18 protein-coding genes are annotated in these 17,274 nt (G+C 68.9%); 11 read left to right on the top strand and 7 right to left on the bottom strand.

The genetic code is table 11. The features are described from left to right. The first annotated feature begins 1 nt into the window (after window position 1). The 6 genes from ACFPCV_RS09000 to ACFPCV_RS08975 all read left to right on the top strand — a co-directional run bounded on the left by ACFPCV_RS09000 (window position 2) and on the right by ACFPCV_RS08975 (window position 5,956). Window positions 2-496, top strand: a complete 495-nt coding sequence (locus ACFPCV_RS09000; RefSeq protein WP_378055583.1) for a helix-turn-helix domain-containing protein — start codon at window positions 2-4, stop codon at window positions 494-496. A gap of 333 nt (window positions 497-829) precedes the next feature. Then, window positions 830-2,428 (top strand): FtsK/SpoIIIE domain-containing protein, encoded by a 1,599-nt coding sequence (locus tag ACFPCV_RS08995; protein ID WP_378055582.1) that lies wholly within the window; start codon window positions 830-832, stop codon window positions 2,426-2,428. A gap of 28 nt (window positions 2,429-2,456) precedes the next feature. Further along, window positions 2,457-2,888, top strand: coding sequence for a hypothetical protein (locus ACFPCV_RS08990; RefSeq protein ID WP_378055581.1), 432 nt, complete (start codon window positions 2,457-2,459; stop codon window positions 2,886-2,888). Continuing rightward, window positions 2,888-4,492: a replication initiator gene (locus tag ACFPCV_RS08985; RefSeq protein WP_378055580.1), complete on the top strand. Its 1,605-nt coding sequence runs from the start codon at window positions 2,888-2,890 to the stop codon at window positions 4,490-4,492. Before ACFPCV_RS08990 ends, ACFPCV_RS08985 begins: the two co-directional genes overlap by 1 nt. A 1-nt stretch (window position 4,493) precedes the next feature. Further along, window positions 4,494-4,697, top strand: coding sequence for a helix-turn-helix domain-containing protein (locus tag ACFPCV_RS08980; protein ID WP_378055579.1), 204 nt, complete (start codon window positions 4,494-4,496; stop codon window positions 4,695-4,697). Then, the gene (locus tag ACFPCV_RS08975) at window positions 4,670-5,956 is read left to right on the top strand and encodes a tyrosine-type recombinase/integrase (protein WP_378055578.1); all 1,287 of its coding nucleotides are present in this window, start codon (window positions 4,670-4,672) and stop codon (window positions 5,954-5,956) included. Before ACFPCV_RS08980 ends, ACFPCV_RS08975 begins: the two co-directional genes overlap by 28 nt. 95 nt (window positions 5,957-6,051) lie before the next feature. On the opposite strand, the gene ACFPCV_RS08970 is transcribed toward ACFPCV_RS08975, so the two are convergent. From ACFPCV_RS08970 to ACFPCV_RS08955, 4 genes are all read right to left on the bottom strand, one after another. Continuing rightward, complete coding sequence (locus tag ACFPCV_RS08970; protein WP_378055577.1) at window positions 6,052-7,242, bottom strand: acyl-CoA dehydrogenase family protein; 1,191 nt, start codon at window positions 7,240-7,242, stop codon at window positions 6,052-6,054. Further along, complete coding sequence (locus tag ACFPCV_RS08965) at window positions 7,239-8,504, bottom strand: acyl-CoA dehydrogenase family protein (RefSeq protein ID WP_378055746.1); 1,266 nt, start codon at window positions 8,502-8,504, stop codon at window positions 7,239-7,241. The genes ACFPCV_RS08970 and ACFPCV_RS08965 overlap by 4 nt, the downstream gene beginning before the upstream one ends. Window positions 8,505-8,702: 198 nt before the next feature. Further along, a complete protein-coding gene (locus tag ACFPCV_RS08960; protein ID WP_378055576.1) occupies window positions 8,703-10,100 on the bottom strand; it encodes an amidase in 1,398 nt (465 codons plus the stop codon). After that, on the bottom strand, window positions 10,097-11,092 hold the full coding sequence (locus tag ACFPCV_RS08955; protein ID WP_378055575.1) for a D-2-hydroxyacid dehydrogenase: 996 nt from the start codon (window positions 11,090-11,092) through the stop codon (window positions 10,097-10,099). Before ACFPCV_RS08955 ends, ACFPCV_RS08960 begins: the two co-directional genes overlap by 4 nt. 111 nt (window positions 11,093-11,203) lie before the next feature. Between ACFPCV_RS08955 and ACFPCV_RS08950 the strand changes: the two genes are divergently transcribed. Genes ACFPCV_RS08950 through ACFPCV_RS08935 form a run of 4 tightly spaced genes read left to right on the top strand, consistent with a single transcriptional unit; the run spans window position 11,204 to window position 13,897 of the window. After that, window positions 11,204-11,698: a DUF3830 family protein gene (locus ACFPCV_RS08950; RefSeq protein WP_378055574.1), complete on the top strand. Its 495-nt coding sequence runs from the start codon at window positions 11,204-11,206 to the stop codon at window positions 11,696-11,698. A 10-nt stretch (window positions 11,699-11,708) separates the two neighbouring features. Continuing rightward, window positions 11,709-12,476 carry a maleate cis-trans isomerase family protein gene (locus tag ACFPCV_RS08945; RefSeq protein WP_378055573.1) on the top strand — a complete coding sequence of 256 codons (768 nt, stop codon included), beginning with the start codon at window positions 11,709-11,711 and terminating at the stop codon, window positions 12,474-12,476. 15 nt (window positions 12,477-12,491) lie between these two features. Then, entirely contained in the window at window positions 12,492-13,217 is a 726-nt protein-coding gene (locus ACFPCV_RS08940; protein WP_378055572.1) for a maleate cis-trans isomerase family protein, read from the top strand. A 2-nt stretch (window positions 13,218-13,219) separates the two neighbouring features. Continuing rightward, entirely contained in the window at window positions 13,220-13,897 is a 678-nt protein-coding gene (locus ACFPCV_RS08935; protein WP_378055571.1) for a GntR family transcriptional regulator, read from the top strand. Between the two features lie 6 nt (window positions 13,898-13,903). Here ACFPCV_RS08935 and ACFPCV_RS08930 read toward each other — a convergent pair whose 3' ends face one another. After that, window positions 13,904-14,599, bottom strand: a complete 696-nt coding sequence (locus ACFPCV_RS08930) for an ANTAR domain-containing protein (RefSeq protein WP_378055570.1) — start codon at window positions 14,597-14,599, stop codon at window positions 13,904-13,906. A gap of 307 nt (window positions 14,600-14,906) precedes the next feature. On the opposite strand from ACFPCV_RS08930, the gene shbA reads away from it, so the two are divergent. Then, a complete protein-coding gene (gene shbA / locus ACFPCV_RS08925; protein WP_378055745.1) occupies window positions 14,907-15,506 on the top strand; it encodes an RNA polymerase sigma factor ShbA in 600 nt (199 codons plus the stop codon). Window positions 15,507-15,961: 455 nt separating this feature from the next. Here the strand turns inward: shbA and ACFPCV_RS08920 are convergent, their stop codons facing one another. Together ACFPCV_RS08920 and kstR are read right to left on the bottom strand one after the other, a co-directional pair. Continuing rightward, window positions 15,962-16,567, bottom strand: coding sequence for a class I SAM-dependent DNA methyltransferase (locus ACFPCV_RS08920; protein ID WP_378055569.1), 606 nt, complete (start codon window positions 16,565-16,567; stop codon window positions 15,962-15,964). A 47-nt stretch (window positions 16,568-16,614) separates the two neighbouring features. Further along, complete coding sequence (gene kstR, locus ACFPCV_RS08915; RefSeq protein WP_378055568.1) at window positions 16,615-17,253, bottom strand: cholesterol catabolism transcriptional regulator KstR; 639 nt, start codon at window positions 17,251-17,253, stop codon at window positions 16,615-16,617. Between the last annotated feature and the right edge of the window lie 21 nt (window positions 17,254-17,274).

Below are 17,274 nucleotides of genomic sequence, written 5' to 3'. Positions count from 1 at the left end.
CATGGTGAAGGACGCGTTCGACAGAGCGCACTGCCGTGCCATCGGTGAGGAGTTGCGGCGCGCTCGCGAGGCCAACAACTGGTCACGGGGATACCTCGTCTCGCGTCTGCCGTCGGGCATCGGCGATCGGACGCTGTTGTCCTACGAACACGGGAGCAGAGCCCTCACGATGCTGCGGTTCATCGAGGTGTGCCACGCACTCGGCGTAGGGGCTCCTCAGCTGCTCGGAGTGGCGTTGCAGCGGGCACGGCTCCAGCTGGAAAACCTCGCGTTGCAGGTGGACCTGCCGTCGCTGATCGCCGACAACACCCCGAAGTACCGACCCCTGACCATCTGGGCGCGGAACAAGCTCGACCTGCATCCCGGCGGGATCGTGGCGGTCGTCCCCGCCGCAGTCGACGAGATGGCCACGATGATGGGCTCCCCGCACAGCGAACTGACTGCCCATCTCGCTCGCTTCACACCGGATATCGACCATATTCCTGATCTTTTCTGACCGCAGATAACACTCTCAGTTCCGAATATTGATATTTCCGTGCACGCCAGAGGTGTGCGTCATTGGCGCGCGCTTGTGTTGTGCTGCAACGAGAACTGTATAGGCGCAGAAGCGGCACCCGGCTACCAACCTGACCGCTCCTGCGCTGCTCACCCGCATGGAGTGAACAATGGAAATGCTAGAGCCATCTCCTATTCCAGCGCCAGAGGGGGTCTCCCGAAAGCGGTGCTCGCGGTGTCGGCGTTTTGCTCGGCTGCTGCCCGGTGAGAGCCGTTGTGTGCGGTGCGAGGGCATGCTCGCGCTGGACTTCGGTCCGGAGCGGGGCGAGCGCCGATGAACGCGCAAGCTCTCGGCACGCTCGTGCTGGCCGGTGGCGCCGTCGCGGTCGTCGTCTGGCTCGTGAACAAGCTGGGCCGCGCACTGACAGCGGTCCTGGAGGCCGTGGCGACGTTAGCAATGGTGCTGGTGACGCTGTGGCTGCTGGTCAAGACCGTGTTCGTGGTGGTCAAAGCCGCGGTGACGCACTGGCGCACCACACTCGGCGGCACGCTGCTCGCTGCCGTGCTGTGGTGGTCGGGCTGGGTGCCGGTGACCGCTGCGGCCGTGGTGGTCCCCGTCGTGCTGCTGGTGTGGCGGTGGCGCCATCGGCTCTCGTTCGAGACCTGGGCGGGTTGGCGGCTGCGGTCGTGGTGGCAGCGCTGGGCCGTGTACGCGCCGAAGCTGCCCGGCTGGCTGCGTGCCTGTGGGCTGACGGTGCTGGACGCCGACCGGCCGATCGTGGTCACCGCGAACCCGCTCAGCCGCAACAAGGTTCGTCGCCAGCCCAAGCAGCGCACCGACCAGGTGCCGAAGGTGCTCAAGGTGCGGTCCGGGGCATCGTGGGACGAGGTGCGGGTACGGCTCGTGCCCGGTCAGAAGCCCGAGGACTTCGACGAGGCCGCTCGCGCACTCGCGGTGGCTCGCGGGGTGACACGCTGTCAGGTGCGAGAGTTGTCGCCGAACGTCGTGTCCATCGACTTCCAGCGGCGCAACCTGCTCGCGGGCACCGTGGGCTGCCTCGACCTCGTCGACCTGGCCGACGTGCCAGGCGCGAACATCGACCTTACGAAGGTGTGGAGCGGGCAGACCGACTACGGGGTCGACTGGCACCAGTCCCTCCGGGATTCGCACACCCTGCACGCCGGGGTGACCGGTGCGGGCAAGGGCGCACAGATGTGGTGCCCGCTCGTCTCCATCGCCCCCGCCATCCGTGACGGCCTGGTCCGGGTCTCCGGCATCGACCCGAAGGGGATGGAGCTGGCCTACGGCCGCCGGATCTTCCACCGCTACGCCGTCACCGGCAAGGACGCCCTCGCGCTGCTCGATGACCTCATCGGCGTGATGGACAGGCGCAAGGCCGAGTTCGCCGGCCGACTGAGGTCCGTGCCCATTTCGCGGGACAACCCACTGGAAATCGTGGAGTTCGACGAGATCGGCGCGCTGATCCGCTACATCGGCGACCGCAAGACGCGGGAAGCCATCACCGAACGGGTGGCCCTGCTGACGACCCAGGGGCGGGCGCTGGGCTGCACCGTGCGCGGCTACGTCCAGGAACCCACCAAGGACACCGTCCCCGTCCGGGAGCTGTTCCCCCGCCGCATCTGCCTCCGGGTCGCCACGAAATCCCACGTCGGCATGGTCCTCGGCGACCAGGCGTACGAGCGCGGTGCGTGGGCCAACCGCATCGGTGAAGGCGAACCCGGCGTCGGCTACCTGTTCGGCGAAGGCATCCGCGAACCCCTGCGCGTGCGCGGCGGCTGGGTGCCGGACGACGTGATCAAAGGCCTCGAAGCCTTCGTCACCGGCACCAATCCGCCGGGTCGCCCCGGCACGGTGCACCACTTCCCCGACGTCCGAACCGCGCGTGACAACGCGCCAGGCGGCGCGGCCTGACTTCCCTGTCCCGAAAGGACTTCACGCAATGAGTGCTGCCCTGACCACATCATCCACCATGGACGCGTTGATCGGTGCCTACCGATCGCACGTCCTCGGCCGCAACCTGCCGGACCCCGCGACGCTCGACCTCATGCCCTCGACACGGGAAATCCTCGTGCAGCCCTACGGCGGCCCCGACCTGTGCTCCCGGCTCGGCGGCATTCTCGTCTGGGCCTACACGCTGACCGATCTGACCGCCTCGTGGTCGCACACGGCAGGAGACCGCCTGCACGTCCGCGTGAACGGCCGGACCGCCGGTGGCTCCCGCATCACGGTCTACGGCGGTGGCGCCTTCGCCGAGTGCTGCGGACTCGTTCCCCTCGGCCACGACGAGCAGGAAGGCGTCACCCTCGACGAGCTGTACACCCTCGTCGGCCTGCTCCGCGAGAGTCAGCAGCACGAGCGGGAGGTGGCCTGATGACCACAGGCACCCGCGCACAGCGGATGAAACAGCCTCTCGCGACCGACGTGATCGCCGCGACCGCTGAGCAGCACGGCGTCTGCGTGCGGCCGTTCACCATGGAGGTCGGCGACCTCGACACCGGCGAACTCCGGTACGTGCCGGTGCCGTGCGGCTCGACCGTGGAGTCGGTCTGCGGGCCGTGCGCTCGCAAGGCTCGTGCGCTGCGGATGGCGCAGTGCCGGGAGGGCTGGCACATGGTCGACGAACCCGACTTCACCCCGGACGAACCGACGCCCGACCACACGGCATTGCTTGAGCTACGTGCTGACCTCGTCGTCGCCTACCAGGAAGCCGCGGGAAGCGGAGCGGTCGAGGCCGACGAGCTGCGCGACGAGATCCGGTCGGTCGACGAGGAACTTCGGCAACTCGGCATGCGGGGACGGCTCCCCAACCCGGACGGACCGGAGAAGCGGGCTCCGAAGCGGTCCACCAAGCGGCGGCAGGACGCACCGGAGCTGCCTCGGCGGCGAGTGGAGAAGCGGACCGTGGGACGGGAGTACGCCGGACGGTTCCGGCCGTCCATGTTCGTCACGCTCACCCTCGACAGCTACGGCCGCGTACGCGACGACGGCACACCCGTCGACTCGTCGACATATGACTACCGACGCGCCGCTCGGGACGCGGTCCACTTCGCGGCCCTGGTCGACAGGTGGTGGCAGAACCTCCGGCGGGTCGTCGGCTGGGACGTGCAGTACTTCGCGACCGTGGAGCCGCAGAAGCGCTGCGCACCGCACCTGCATGCCGCTCTCCGTGGATCAGTACCTCATGAAGTACTGAGGCAGGTCACCGCTGCCACCTACCACCAGGTGTGGTGGCCCGCGCACGACGAACTGGTCTACGACCGTGGACACCTGCCCGTCTGGAACGGAGTGCGGTTCGTCGACCCGGACACGCGGGCGCCGCTCACGACCTGGGCAGAGGCGATCGACGACCTCGACGAGCCTAGGCACGTCGTGTCGTTCGGACGACAGGTGCACTCCAAGGGCGTCCTCGGCGGTTCCCCCGAAGCCGGACGGCACATCGGGTATCTGACCAAATACCTCACCAAGTCCACCGGTGAGGTCGTCGAGGCCGGCACCGACCGACAGCGCGCCCACCACGACCGGTTGCACGACCAGTTGCAGGTCACGCCCTGTTCACCGCGCTGTGCGATCTGGCTGCTCTACGGCATCGAACCTCTCGGCACCAACTCCCGGACCCACCCCGGTCACTGCAAGGGACGGGCACACCGGCGTACCACCCTCGGGCTGCCTGGTCGGCGAGTGCTCGTGTCGCGGAAGTGGTCGGGCAAGACGCTCGCCGACCACCGCGCGGACCGGAAGGCGTTCGTCCTGGAATCGCTCGCGGCCGTCGGCATCACCAAGCCCGAACCGGACCGGACACGACAGACGTGGAGCAAGGTCCAGCCCGGAGACCCCTACCTGCCACCACGCGACCACCTGCTCATGCACGCCATCGCCGAACGCCTCACGTGGAGGGCCGAGTACGACAAAGCCCTACTCGCGGCGAACGGTCCACCACCGACCGATCTTTCGGCAACTGATCGGCTGGTGGCCTGACATGGGGGATGCACAGATGGAGAGCAGGCAGATAACACCACTGTGGACCGTTGATGACGTGGCGACGTTCCTCGGTGTCCCGGTCAAGACCCTGTACCAGTGGAAGTGGCGGAGCGAAGGGCCACCTGTACGCAAGATCGGCCGTCACCTGCGTTACGACCCCGCCGCAGTCCGGGCGTGGGCCACCGGCTCGGCTGCGGCTTAGGGAACGAGATGGGGCACATTCAAGATCGTTGGTACCGGCCGAAGAAGGATGCCACGACCGGCGAAATGCTTCTCAACGCTCGCAGCAAGCCGGTGACGGAGAAGACCGAGCTGTACGGAACCGGCCTGCGGTACAAGGTTCGCTACCTCGACCCGGACGGCGAGGAACGGTCGAAATCATTCCCTGACAAACAGAAGAAGCGCGCGGAAGACTTCCTCATCGAGATGGAGTCGGACAAGCGGGAGGGGAAGTACGTCGACCCGCAGGCCGGGCGGAAGAAGTTTCGGCCTGTTGCGGAGAACTGGCTCAAAGGGCAGTCCCCTGACGCCGCCACTCGTGGTGCCCTGCGCAGTCGGCTCGAAAGCCAGATCTACCCGCACTTCGGTGACCTGACCATCGGGACGATCAAGCCGTCGACGGTGCGGGAATGGCAAGGGCATCTCGATGATCAGAAGCTCAGCGAGAACTACAAGCTCGTGCTGTTCACCGCCCTGTCGGGTGTGCTCGACTCGGCGGTCGACGACAAGTTGATCCGGGAGAACCCGTGCAAGGCGAAGACGGTTCGTCGACCGTCCGGCGCCAACGCGAAGGTTGTTGTCTGGCAGGAAGAACGGTTGACGGCGGTTCGTGGTGGGTTACCTGAGCGGTTCTCGGTCATCGCCCCACTCGGTGCGGGGCTCGGCATGCGGCAGGGTGAGATCCTCGGCGTTTCCGTCGATGACTTCGATGCGGACGAGATGGTGTTGCGCCTGAATCGCCAGATCCGCATCGTCGGCCGGACGTTGGTTTTCGCGCCTCCCAAGGGTGGGAAGACCCGGACCGTTCCCGTTTCGGCAAGTGTCTGGGCAGAGGTGTTGGAGCACGAACGACGGTTCCCGTCCGTGGCGGTGACGCTGCCGTGGCTGGTTCCTGACGGCGAGCCGGTGACGGTGCGGCTGCTCGTCACGGGCGACGATGGTCGGTTGTACTCCGGTGACCTGTTCAGCAAGGTGGTGTGGCAGGGCGCGTTCCGCAAGGCCGAACTGGTCTACGAGAAGCGGCGGGACGGAATGCACGCACTCCGGCACTTCTACGCGTCGGTGTTGCTGGCGCAAGGCGTGTCGATCAAGGAGCTGGCCGAGTACCTGGGGCACTCCGACCCCGGCTTCACGCTCCGGACCTACACCCACCTCGTCCCATCGAGTCACGAGCGGGCGCGGGTCGCGATCGACGGGGTGTTCGGGCGGCCTGACGCGACAGACGGCCTGGAGGCGGCCTGATCTTGAAAACCGCCCCGATCGCGGCCGTCAGAACGGCGACGGACCTGGCTGCCAAGTCCGATATGGACAACGGCAGCCGGGCCCGTTTCCGCAGGTCACTTGAGCTGTGCGCTGGTCTTCCCCAGCAGGCGGCGGGCGATGATCAGCTGCTGGATCTGCTGGGTGCCCTCGAAGATGTCCATGATCTTGGCGTCTCGGGACCACTTCTCCAGTAGCTCGTGTTCCGTGTAGCCCAGTGAGCCGCACAGTTCCACGCAGCGCAGTGTGATCGCGGTCGCCGACCGGCCTGCCTTCGCCTTCGCGTACGAGGCTTGCAGGGAGTTGGGTTTGCGGTTGTCCGCCATCCACGCGGCCTGCAGTGTCAGCAGGTATGCCGACTCGTAGTCCGCTTCCATCTCCAGGAAGGCCGCTGCTGCCGCGTGTTGTGAGTTCGCGGGTTTGTCGTAGTCGATCTCCACGCCCGCTTCGGTCAGGAGGCGGCGGGTTTCCTCCAGTGCCGCGCGGGTGATGCCCACGGCCATCGCGGCCACCAGGGGGCGGGTGTTGTCGAACGTCTGCATGACGCCCGCGAAACCCTGGTCCGGCTTGATCTCCTCGGAGCCGAGCAGGTTGGACGCCGGGACCCGGCAGTTGTCCAGGCGGAAGTGTGCCGTGTCCGACGCGCGGATGCCCAGCTTGTGTTCCAGCCGCACCAACTCGAAGCCCGGCGTGTCGCGGTCGACCACGAACGACTTGATCGCGGCCTTGCCCAGCGAGCGGTCCAGCGTCGCCCACACCACGACGCAGTCGGCCCGTTCGCCGGACGTCACGAAGATCTTCTCGCCGTTCAGCACGTAGTGGTCGCCGTCGCGGACTGCGGTGGTGCGGATCGCGCCCGAGTCGGAGCCGGTGTCCGGTTCGGTGATGGCCATCGCGGCCCATTTTCCCTTGTAGCGTTCCAGTTGTTCCTCGGACGCCACCGACGCGATCGCCGCGTTGCCCAGACCCTGCCGTGGCATCGACAGCAGCAGGCCCGCGTCGCCCCAGCACATCTCCATCGTGCCCAGCACCAGGGACATGTTGGCGGTCGACCTGCCGGAACCGGAACGGCGGACACCACCCGCGCCCGCGCCGCCGCCCGACGCGCTCAGACCGTCCAGAAGGGACGCCAGCGTGTCCAGTTCCTTGGGGTAGGTGTGTTCCGCCTGGTCGTACTTCCTGGAGTTGGGGCGCAGGAACGCCATCGCCGCCTGGCGGGCCTGGTCGACCAGCGTGGTCAGCTTGCGGGGGACCTCGAGGTTGATCACACCAGCACCGCGCCTTCCATCACGCCGACGGCCCGCAGGTCGCGGTACCACCGCTCCACCGGGTGCTCCTTCACGAAACCGTGCCCGCCGAGCAACTGCACACCGTCGCTGCCGATCGCCATTCCCTTGTCGGTGCACAGCTTCCTGGCCAGCGCCACCTCGCGGGCGAACGAGAAGCCACGGGCGGCACGCGACGCCGCGCGGTAGGTCAGCAGGCGCATCCCGTCCAGCTCCGTGCCGATGTCGGCCACCCTGAACGCGACGCCCTGCCGGTGCGACACCGGCTCACCGAACGCCACGCGCTCGTTCACGTACGGGACCACGTAGTCAAGCACCGCCTGGCCGGTCCCGACGGCGAGCGCGCACCAGCCGAGCCGCGCCAACCGCACGCACTCCGCGTAGTCCGCGTCCAGCAACGCCGTCGCGGGCACGTTCACCTGGTCCAGCACCAGCCTGCCGGTCCCCGCGGCACGCAACCCCATCGCGGGCTCGGACTCCACCGTCACCGACGACGACTCCACCAGGAACAGCGCGGGCCCGCGACCGTCCACATCGGCAGCGACCACGAACAGCTCGGCGGCCACCGCCCTCGGCACCAGCGACTTGACACCGCTCAGGCGGAAACCACCCGGGGTCCGGTACGCCTTGGTGCGCAAGGAGAACGGGTCGAACAGCGCCACCGGCTCCTGGATCGCCAGCGCGGCCGCCGGCACGTCCTCACCCGTGAACGCGGGCAGGTACGTCGCCTGCTGCTCCTCGTTGCCCCACAGCACCAGCGCGTTCGACACCGCGGCCGGCGCGAGACAGGCCAGCGCCAGCCCCATGTCACCGGTCGCCATGGCCTCCGCCACCAGCACGTTCGTCACCGTGGACCGCTCGGTGGCCACACCACCCAGCTCCTCGGGCACCCCGAGCAGCGTGACACCCAACTCGGCCGCCGTCGACAACAGGTCGTCGGGGGGCGCGCACTTGTCGTCGGAGGTCGCGGCGGCCGGGCGCAGGCGTTCCGCCGCGAACTCCCGCACCGTCTCGACGATCATCTGCTGCTCGTCCGAGGGCGTCAGGTCGAACACGCCGCTGTCGGCGACCGAGGGCGGCCGGGCAGGCGCACCCAGCTTGCGGGCCGCCGTGAAGGTGCGGGTGGCCGCGCCCGCGGTGCGGAACCCGGTCCGCGTCGCCTCGTACAGCGCGCGGTCCACCGGCTTCTTCAGTCCCAGCCGCTCGACGACCGGCGCGCCGGCCACCCGGTTGAGCACGGACATCACGGCGCCCAGGGCACTACGCCTGAGCGGCTTGGCGCCAAGACCCTCGCTGGCCGACACCGAACCACCCCAACCTACTCAGGAGTTAAATAACGGTACCTACTCTAGAGTAGGACAGCGTCTCCCACAGGTGAAGCCGGTCACGGCGGAATGCCCTGAAAGGCGCTTTCAGGGCGCTGAGTGTCCCGAACGCGCCTTTCAGGGCATCCGGGTGCGCCACGGGCGGGCCTGCTCGAACGCGGCGCACGCCGCCAGCACCCTGGCGTCCGCGTACCTGGGGCCCACCACCTGCAGCCCGACTGGCAACCCGGCCGAGGTGAACCCGCACGGCACGGTCGCCGCGGGCTGCTGCGTCATGTTGAACGGGTACGTGAACTGCGTCCACCCGGTCCACCGCGTGGCGGCCGACCCCGGCGGCACCTCGACCCCGGCCTCGAACGCCGGGATCGGCATGGTCGGTGTGACCAGCAGGTCATAGTGCTCGTGGAACTCCCCCATGGTCCTGCCGACGGCGGCCCTGGTCGCGGTCGCCTCCAGGTAGTCCAGCGCCGTGTACCCCGCACCCTGCTCGCACACCTCGCGCAGGCCGGGGTCCAGCCGCTCGCGCTGGGCCTCGGTGAGCGCGGCCGTCGACGCGGCGGCACCGGAGAACCACAGCACGTGGAACGCGTCGACCGGGTCGGCGAACCCGGGGTCGCTCATCGACACCACCGCGCCGAGGTCGGCGAACACCTTCACCGCGTCCGCGACCAGCGCCGCGACCTCGGTGTCGACCCGCACGTAGCCCAGTTTCGGGCTGAACGCGATCCGCATGCCCGCGATGCCCGCGGTGGCGCCCGACTCGGCGGCCGAGACGAACGGGCGCTCCTGGCGCGGGCCCGCCGACCAGTCCCGGCTGTCCGGGCCGGTGATCACGTCGAGCGCGAGCGCGGAGTCGGCGACGCTCCACGACAGCGGGCCGACGTGCGCGAGCGTGCCGAACGGGCTGGCCGGGTAGATCGGCACCGTCCCGTACGTCGGTTTGATGCCGAACACGCCGCTGAACGACGCGGGGATCCGGATCGAGCCGCCGCCGTCGGTGCCGAGCGAGACGGTGCCCATGCCGGTCGCGACCGCGGCCGACGCGCCGCCGCTCGACCCGCCCGCGGTCTTCGTGGTGTCCCACGGGTTGCGGGTGACGCCGGTGAGCGGGCTGTCCGTGACGCCCTTCCAGCCCAGCTCGGGGGTGGTGGTCTTGCCGATGATCACCGCGTGGTGCTCACGCAGCCGCGCGACGGCCGGGGCGTCGACGTCCCACAACTGGTCCTTCTCGATCGAGTGCGAGCCGCGCAGGGTCGGCCAGTCCCTGGTGAGCAGGATGTCCTTGACCGACACGGGCACGCCGTCGAGCAGGCCACGCGGCTCACCGGCCCGCCAGCGCCGTTCCGACTCGGCGGCCTCCGCGAGCGCCTTCTCCTTGTCCACCAGGCAGAACGCGTTGACCTCGCCGTCCCGCTCGTCGATGCGGGCAAGGGCGTCGGTGGTGGCCTCCACGGGGGACAGGCGGCCGGCGCGGTACTCGGCAAGCAGCTCGGTCGCGGTCATCCCAGCGGTCATGGAGTTCCCTTCCCACGGACGTAGCCCCGCGTCTTGTCGACCACGTTGCGCAGCGGTTCGCCGTCCAGATACCTCGTGAGGTTGTCGAGGAACAGTGCTACCAGTTCCGACCGCCATCCCACCACGTCACCCGACATGTGCGGCGAGACGATCACGTTCGGCAGCTCCCACAGCGGCGAGGAGACCGGCAAGGGCTCGTCGACGAACACGTCCAGCGCGGCACCGGCGAGCGCGCCCGCCTCCAGTGCCGCCACCAGGTCGTCCTGCACGACGAGCGGGCCGCGGCCCACGTTGACCAGCCGCGCGGTGGGCTTCATCGCGGCGAGTGCCTTCGCGTCGATCATGCCGCGGGTCTCGTCGGTCAGCGGCGCGGCGAGAACCACCCAGTCCATGTCGGGCAGCACCTCGGACAGTGACGACATCGGCAGCACTTCACCCAGGTCAGGGTCCGTGGCCCGGGGAGTGCGGCCGAGTCCGGTGACGGTCATGCCCACCGCGGCGAGCTTGCGGCCGATGGCCCTGCCGATCGGGCCGGTGCCCGCGACCAGTGCCCGCCTGCCACCGACGCGCTCGGTCTCGCGGTGGTGCCAGCGGCGTTCCCGCTGCCTGGTCAGGGTCGTGGGCAGGTCCTTGGCGAGCGCGAGGGTCATGGCCAGCACGTACTCGGCCATGGGTTCGTCGAACACACCGCGCGAGTTGGTGACCACGACATCGCTCGCCACTACTTCGGGGGTCAGCAAATGGTTGACACCCGCACTCGCGGCGTGCACCCAGCGCAACGAGTCCGCACCCGGCCACGCGCTGGACAGGGTGCTCGCGCGGAAGTCCCACACGAGGAGCACATCGGCCCCCGGCAACGCCTCCACCAGGCCGTTCTCGGTGACATAGCGGACATCGGCGACCGCTTCGACCGCGGTCATCCCGGAGGGACGGGCAGTGTCACCCGACTGGGCGTGGAGCACGACGATCGTCGCGGATTTACCAACTGGCATGGGATTGACACGCTATGTACCGCTCGTATGATTGTCAACAATCGGCGCGGCCGTCGCAGCCCGCGGAGAACAACGAAACCCGCTCCTACTCGGTGCTGCATTGGGGTGCCCATGGCCCGTTTCATGTCGATCGCGCTCGAACGCCGAGGCGTGTCGTGCGTGGCCCAACTCCTGGACAAGGACGCGCCGAGGACGTGCGACGCGGTCTGGGAGACGTTGCCCCACGCGGGGCCCGTGCACCACGCGAAGTACGCCCGCAACGAGATCTACACGATGGTCGAGCGGTTCATCGACGAGCCGATCGGCCACGAGAACCCCACCGTCACGCCGATCCCCGGTGACGTGGTGTTCTTCGACTTCCACGGCGGCATGCTCGACCGTGCCTTCAAGGAGGAGAAGGGCCTCGAGAAGCTGTCCGGGGTCATCGACCTCGCGATCTTCTACGGCCGGAACAACCTCCTGCTGAACGGCGACGTCGGCTGGGTGCCCGGGAACGTCTACGCCACGATCGTCGAGGGCCTCGACGTGATGGCGGAGGCGTGCAACGACGTCTGGCGGTCGGGCAGTGTCGGTGAGCGGCTGGTGTACCAACGGCACGACGGCTGAGGGGGCCGTCATGATTTCTGACAGAGGCGCACTGGAGATCATCGGCCCTGAGCTCGTCACCCAGCGGGGCGTCGGCGTGGTCGCGCCGTTCGACTTCGCACTGGACCGCGAGCTGTGGCGCTGGGCGCCCGACGACGTCTCCCTGTACATGACCCGGCTGCCGTTCGTGCCGGTGCCCGTGACGATCGAGATGGCCAGCGAGCTGTCCGACCCCGACCGGGTCCGCCGCGCGACCAAGGACGTGCTCGCACCGGAACCCCTGGTGGTGACGTACGCGTGCGCGTCGGGCAGCTTCGTCGGCGGCGCGGGCGGCGAACGCGAGCTGCACGCCAGCATGATGTCCGCGGGCGCGCCATCGGCTACCACGACGTCCGGCGGGCTGGTCGAGGCGCTGCGGGCGCTGAACCTCAACCGGATCGCGGTCGTGACCCCCTACATCGACAGCGTCACCGAGCGGCTGCTGTCGTTCCTCGCCGAGCACGGGGTCGAGGTGGTGTCGAGCGTGGGACTCGGCCTGCTCGACCACATCTGGAAGGTCGGCTACGCGGAGATCGTCCAGGCGGTCACCTCGGTCGACGTCCCCGAGGCGGACGGACTGTTCATCTCCTGCACGAACGTGCCGACCTACGACATCATCGGCCCGCTGGAGCGCTGGCTCGGCAAGCCGGTGCTGACGGCGAACCAGGTGACCATGTGGTCGGCACTCCACGCGATCGGCTCGCCGATGATGGCGTCCGGTCAGTGGCTCGCGCAGGTCACCCAGCCGTACGCGGCCTGAAGATAGGGTTTGCCCATGACCGCCATCGGTTTCCTCTACCCCGGTTACAGCGCGGAGGACGAGTACCCGGCGATGGAACGGCTGCTCGCCGCCACCGGCCGGGCCGTCGCCCTGCCGGTGGTGCACACGCTGATGCGGGAGGACGCGCACCGGGTGGACGCGCTGCTGGACATCGGCGGCGAGGACGTCCTCGGCGAGGGCGCGGCCGCGCTGAAGGCGCACGGCGTCGACGCGGCGGTGTGGGCGTGCACCTCCGGCAGCTTCGTCTTCGGCTGGGACGGCGCGTCCGCGCAGGTCGAGGGCGTGCGGTCGGCCGCGGCGGCGCCCGCGTCGAGCACGTCCTTCGCGTTCGTCAACGCGGTGCGGCACCTGGGGTTGCGCAGGGTGGCGGTGGCGGCGACCTACCCGCGGGACGTGGCCGACCGGTTCGCCGCGTTCCTCGGCGCCGCGGACATCGAGGTGGTGTCGCTGTCGTGCCGGGGCATCGTGACCGCGGCCGAGGTCGGCACGCTGCGCCGCGACGAGGTGCTGGACTTCGTGGCGTCGAACGACCACGCCGACGCCGAGGCGGTGCTGGTGCCGGACACGGCGCTGCACACCGTCGCGTGGCTGACCGACCTGGAGGAGCGGCTGGGCAAGCCGGTGCTGACCGCGAACCAGGTCAGCGTGTGGGAAGGGCTGCGGCTGGTCGGCGCAACGGAGCCGAGGGCCGGGCTGGGGGCACTGTTTGCCAGGGAGTAGTCGTGAGTGAGTTGGGCGAGCTGGAACCGGTCGCGCGGCAGTCGACGGCCGAACTGATCGCGGCACAGCTGCGCTCGGCGGTCATGTACGGCGTCTTCGCGCCGGGCACGCAGCTGGGCGAGGCTGAGCTCGCCGCGCGGTTCGAGGTGAGCCGTGGTCCACTGCGAGAGGCGATGCAACGACTCGTGCAGGAGGGACTGCTGCGTGGCGAACGGCACCGGGGCCTGTTCGTGATCGACCTTTCGGCGTCGGACGTACGGGACATCTACCTCGCCCGGCTGGCGATAGAGCGCACGTCGTGCCAGCTGATCATGTCGGGCAACCGGGGCGAGGCCGTCGTGCGTCTCGCGGAGGCGCTGGACAACCTCGTCGCCGCGGCGGCGAACCGCGACCGCAACGAGATGAGCGACGCCGACCAGGCGTTCCACCAGACGCTGGTCAGCTGTTCTGGCAACTCGCGCCTGGAGCGGATGGCGCAGACGCTGCTGGTGGAGACGCGGATGTGCCTCGCCGCGCTGCAGGAGCACTACCCGGAACCGGACGAGCTGGTCGCCGAGCACCGCGCGCTGGTGGACGCGATCTCCGACGGCGACGAGCAGCAGCTGATCAGCCTGATCGAGGCGCACATGCTCGAGTCGATCGACCGGCTGGTGCCGGCTGGTCCGCCTCCCCTGACTTAGCAGTCCTCAGCCGCGCCTGTCGCGCAGCAGGTCGGTGTCGAACCGGCCATCCACTATGGATGACGCGAGGTCGCTGACGCGCGTGTTGTGGCTGCGCGCGTAGGTGCGCAGGGCGGTGAACGCGGCCCCCATGCCCAGCCCGAGCCGTTCGGCGAGCACCCCCTTGGCCTGTTCGATGATCACCCGGCTGTCCAGGGCGTACTGCAGCTGCCTCGTGACCTCCTCGGCGCGGCGCAACGCCCGCGACTGCAGGATGCCGACCGCGGCGAGGTCGGCGACCGCCTTGGCGAGCCGCACGTCCGCCTTGCCGACGGCGGCACGGAACAGCGCCAGCGCGCCGATGGTCACGTCCCGCCTGCACAGCGGCAGCACGTGCACCGAGGCGAACCCGGCGTCCAGGGCGCTGCCCGCGAACGTCGGCCAGAGCGACGTCGCGACGAGGTCGGGCACCCCGACCGGCACGCCGTCGCGGGCGCAGTCCAGCAGCGGGCTCTCCTCGTACCGCAGCACCGGCAGCAACACGTCGTGTGACGCGATCACGCCGTGACCCTCGACGAGTACCCCCGCAGCGGGCACCCCGAGCAGCCGTACACACCGATTCACCAGCAGCCGGAGAAAGCCGTCGAGATCGAACTCATCCGACATGGTGTCGGCGAGTTCGACGAACGTTTCTGCCAGTTCTTCGGCTGGCGTGCTGGCCACGGGGTAAGACTACGACCGTGTGATCCAGTTGCGGGGCGGGTCCGCAACACCCTGTCGGTATTCGAGATGAATCGTCTCGGCGGCCCGGAATTCCATCAGCGGCATTTCAAGATCATTTCGACTTTCGTCATCACGATCCGTAGTCGGCCTCGCACCGTCCGAACGGCGGACACGCACGGTCGGACCCATCTCCCCCACACGGGTCGCGAACAGGGTCATTCGACTCTGTTGGTTGACCGTTGAAGTTTACGAGTATCACTCACGTGTGGGAGCAGAAGTGCGTGGAGGCCTCGTGAGTCCGCAGGTTATGTCATCCGACGCGACCGAGATTTTCGCTCGTCTCAAGAGCGCCGCGTTCCATGAGCTGGTGACGTCGTCGATGGCGGGGGAGCAGGACGCCGTCGCGACGCTCTTCGCATGGATCAGGCCCGCGATCGTTCGCTACTGTCGGTCACGAATCGGACGCAGCGGTTCCGCCTACTCGTCCGCGGACGACGTGGCCCAGGAGATCTGCATGGCCGTCCTGGGGGCGATCACCCGTTACGGCGACGAGCCCGAGTCGTTCCTCCCCTTCGTCTACGGCATCGCGGCGCACAAGGTGGCCGACCACTACCGCCGAGCGGGCCGGGACCGGTCGGACCCGGCCGCCGACGTGCCGGACAGCGTGGACGTCAGCGCGAGCCCCGAGCAGCAGATCATGGCGGCCGACCTGCGCGACCGCCTCGAAGAGCTGCTCGCCACACTGCCGCCCCGCCAGCGCGAGATCCTGGTGCTGCGCCTGATCGTCGGCCTCTCGGCACAGGAGACCGCGACCGCGGTCGGCCTGACCCCGACCGCCGTCCGCGTCACCCAGCACCGCGCACTCGCCAAGCTCCGCGGCGCACTGAGCCGCGCCGAGTGGGTCTGACGACCGAAGCCAGCCAAGGCGGGTCCCGCGAAACTTGATCACGGCAGGGGCATGACACCCGCGCCCCGTCGGGCGCCCGACGGGGCGGGGCCGGTGCTGTGAAAGGCGCGTTCACGGCACAACAAGTGCCGTCAATGGGCCATTCACGGCGCTGAGCGCCGTCAATGCGCCTTTCACGGCATTGCCAACGCCGTCAACGCGCCTTTCACAGCACCAAACCAGGGCGCTCCGCGCCCGGCCCGCGCAGCGGGCCCGCAACCCCACGCAACCCCGACGGTGGCGCAAGCCCACCAAAAGGGGCTCCCTGCAGACCCGCCCAAACCGCAGCCGACATGCCCCTCCGCCACCCCCGAGACCTGCCCGTCCGGCGAGGACAAACCCACAACGCGAACCGGAGCCACGCGACCAGCACACGACCGATCGCCCACTCACACCAACTTCACGGAACCAATCATCTAGTTTCCTGTCGCACGCAGGAAAAGCTGTACCTCCAGGCGGTTGCGCTCGGCCTCGGCCTTGACCTCGCGCAGGTCGAGGCACTCGAAGCCGGCCCGTTCGACGACGTGCGCCAGGTCGTCGGGCGGGTAGGCCGTCACCGCGATCGGTTCGCCCATGAAGATGATCGGGAACTGGTCGAAGTCGCCGAGCACCATCGAGATCTGCAGCAGCTTCGGCCCGCGCAACTGGCTGCGCAACTGCGCGAGCAGCGGCGGGATGTCCCCCTTCGGCAGCATGAGCAGGGAGAAGAACGCGACCGCGGCGTCGAACTCGCCGAGGTCCGCGATGTCACGCAGATCCCGGTGCAGGTACCGGCCACCGGGCGCGTGTTCCTCCGCCAGGGCGAGCATTGCCGCCGACTCGTCGACGCCGACCACCTCGACGCCCGCGTCCACCAGTTGCCTGCACGTCGGCAGGCCGCTGCCGCACCCGAGGTCGAGTACGCGCGCGGGCAGCGTCAGCTGATCGATCAGCCAATTGCCTTCTGCAACTTGCGCATCACGTTCGACGAAAGACTCGTCGTAGCGCTTCCCGATCCGGTCGAACGGCGGGGGGTTGACCATCCGTTCAATATGCCGTGCGGACACGGGCCAGTCCACCGCCGCCCGGGTTACTCCGCCTTGTGGGTCAGCAACAACCGCACGGTCAGCTCCAGCCGCTCCGCGACGTCCGACGCGGAGGACCGGCGGGTCACCCACGCGACGAGGTTCGACAGCCACACGTCGCCGATGACGCGGGCGATCGCGCGGTCCTCGTCGGTCGGCTCACCCGCCGGGTCGTCATCGTGCAGCGCGCGGGCGAACGTGCGCTCGATCAGCTTCGCGACGGTGTCCACCTCGGCGGCGGCCGACGCGTCGGCGAACATGAACGCCCTGGTCATCGCCTCGGTGAGGTTCGGGTCGCGCTGCATGGCGCGGGTGATGCGGCCGAGCACGAACAGCAGCCGGTCGTAGGCGGTGTCGCCGGGGATCGAGGTGCCCCCGCGTTCCTGGCCGCGTTCGAGCTCCCGCGCGAGACCGGACACCAGCAGGTGGATCTTCGACGGGAAGTACCGGTAGAGCGTGCCGAGCGCGACGTCGGCCTTCTCCGCGACGGCACGCATCTGCACCGCCTCGAAGCCCCCCTTCGACGCCAGCGCGATCGTGGCGTCCAGAATCCTCTTGCGACGGTCGCGCTGGGCGGCTGACCCGAGCTCGTCGTCGGTGAGCACGTTCAGCGCGTTGGCGCCCGCCGTGCGCGGTCTTGCCATCGGATGATCCCCTGTTTCGAA

It is taken from the genome of Actinophytocola glycyrrhizae (assembly GCF_042653545.1).
GTDB classification, from domain to species: Bacteria; Actinomycetota; Actinomycetes; order Mycobacteriales; family Pseudonocardiaceae; genus Actinophytocola; species Actinophytocola glycyrrhizae.
This window is presented reverse-complemented; position numbering and strand designations above follow the sequence as displayed.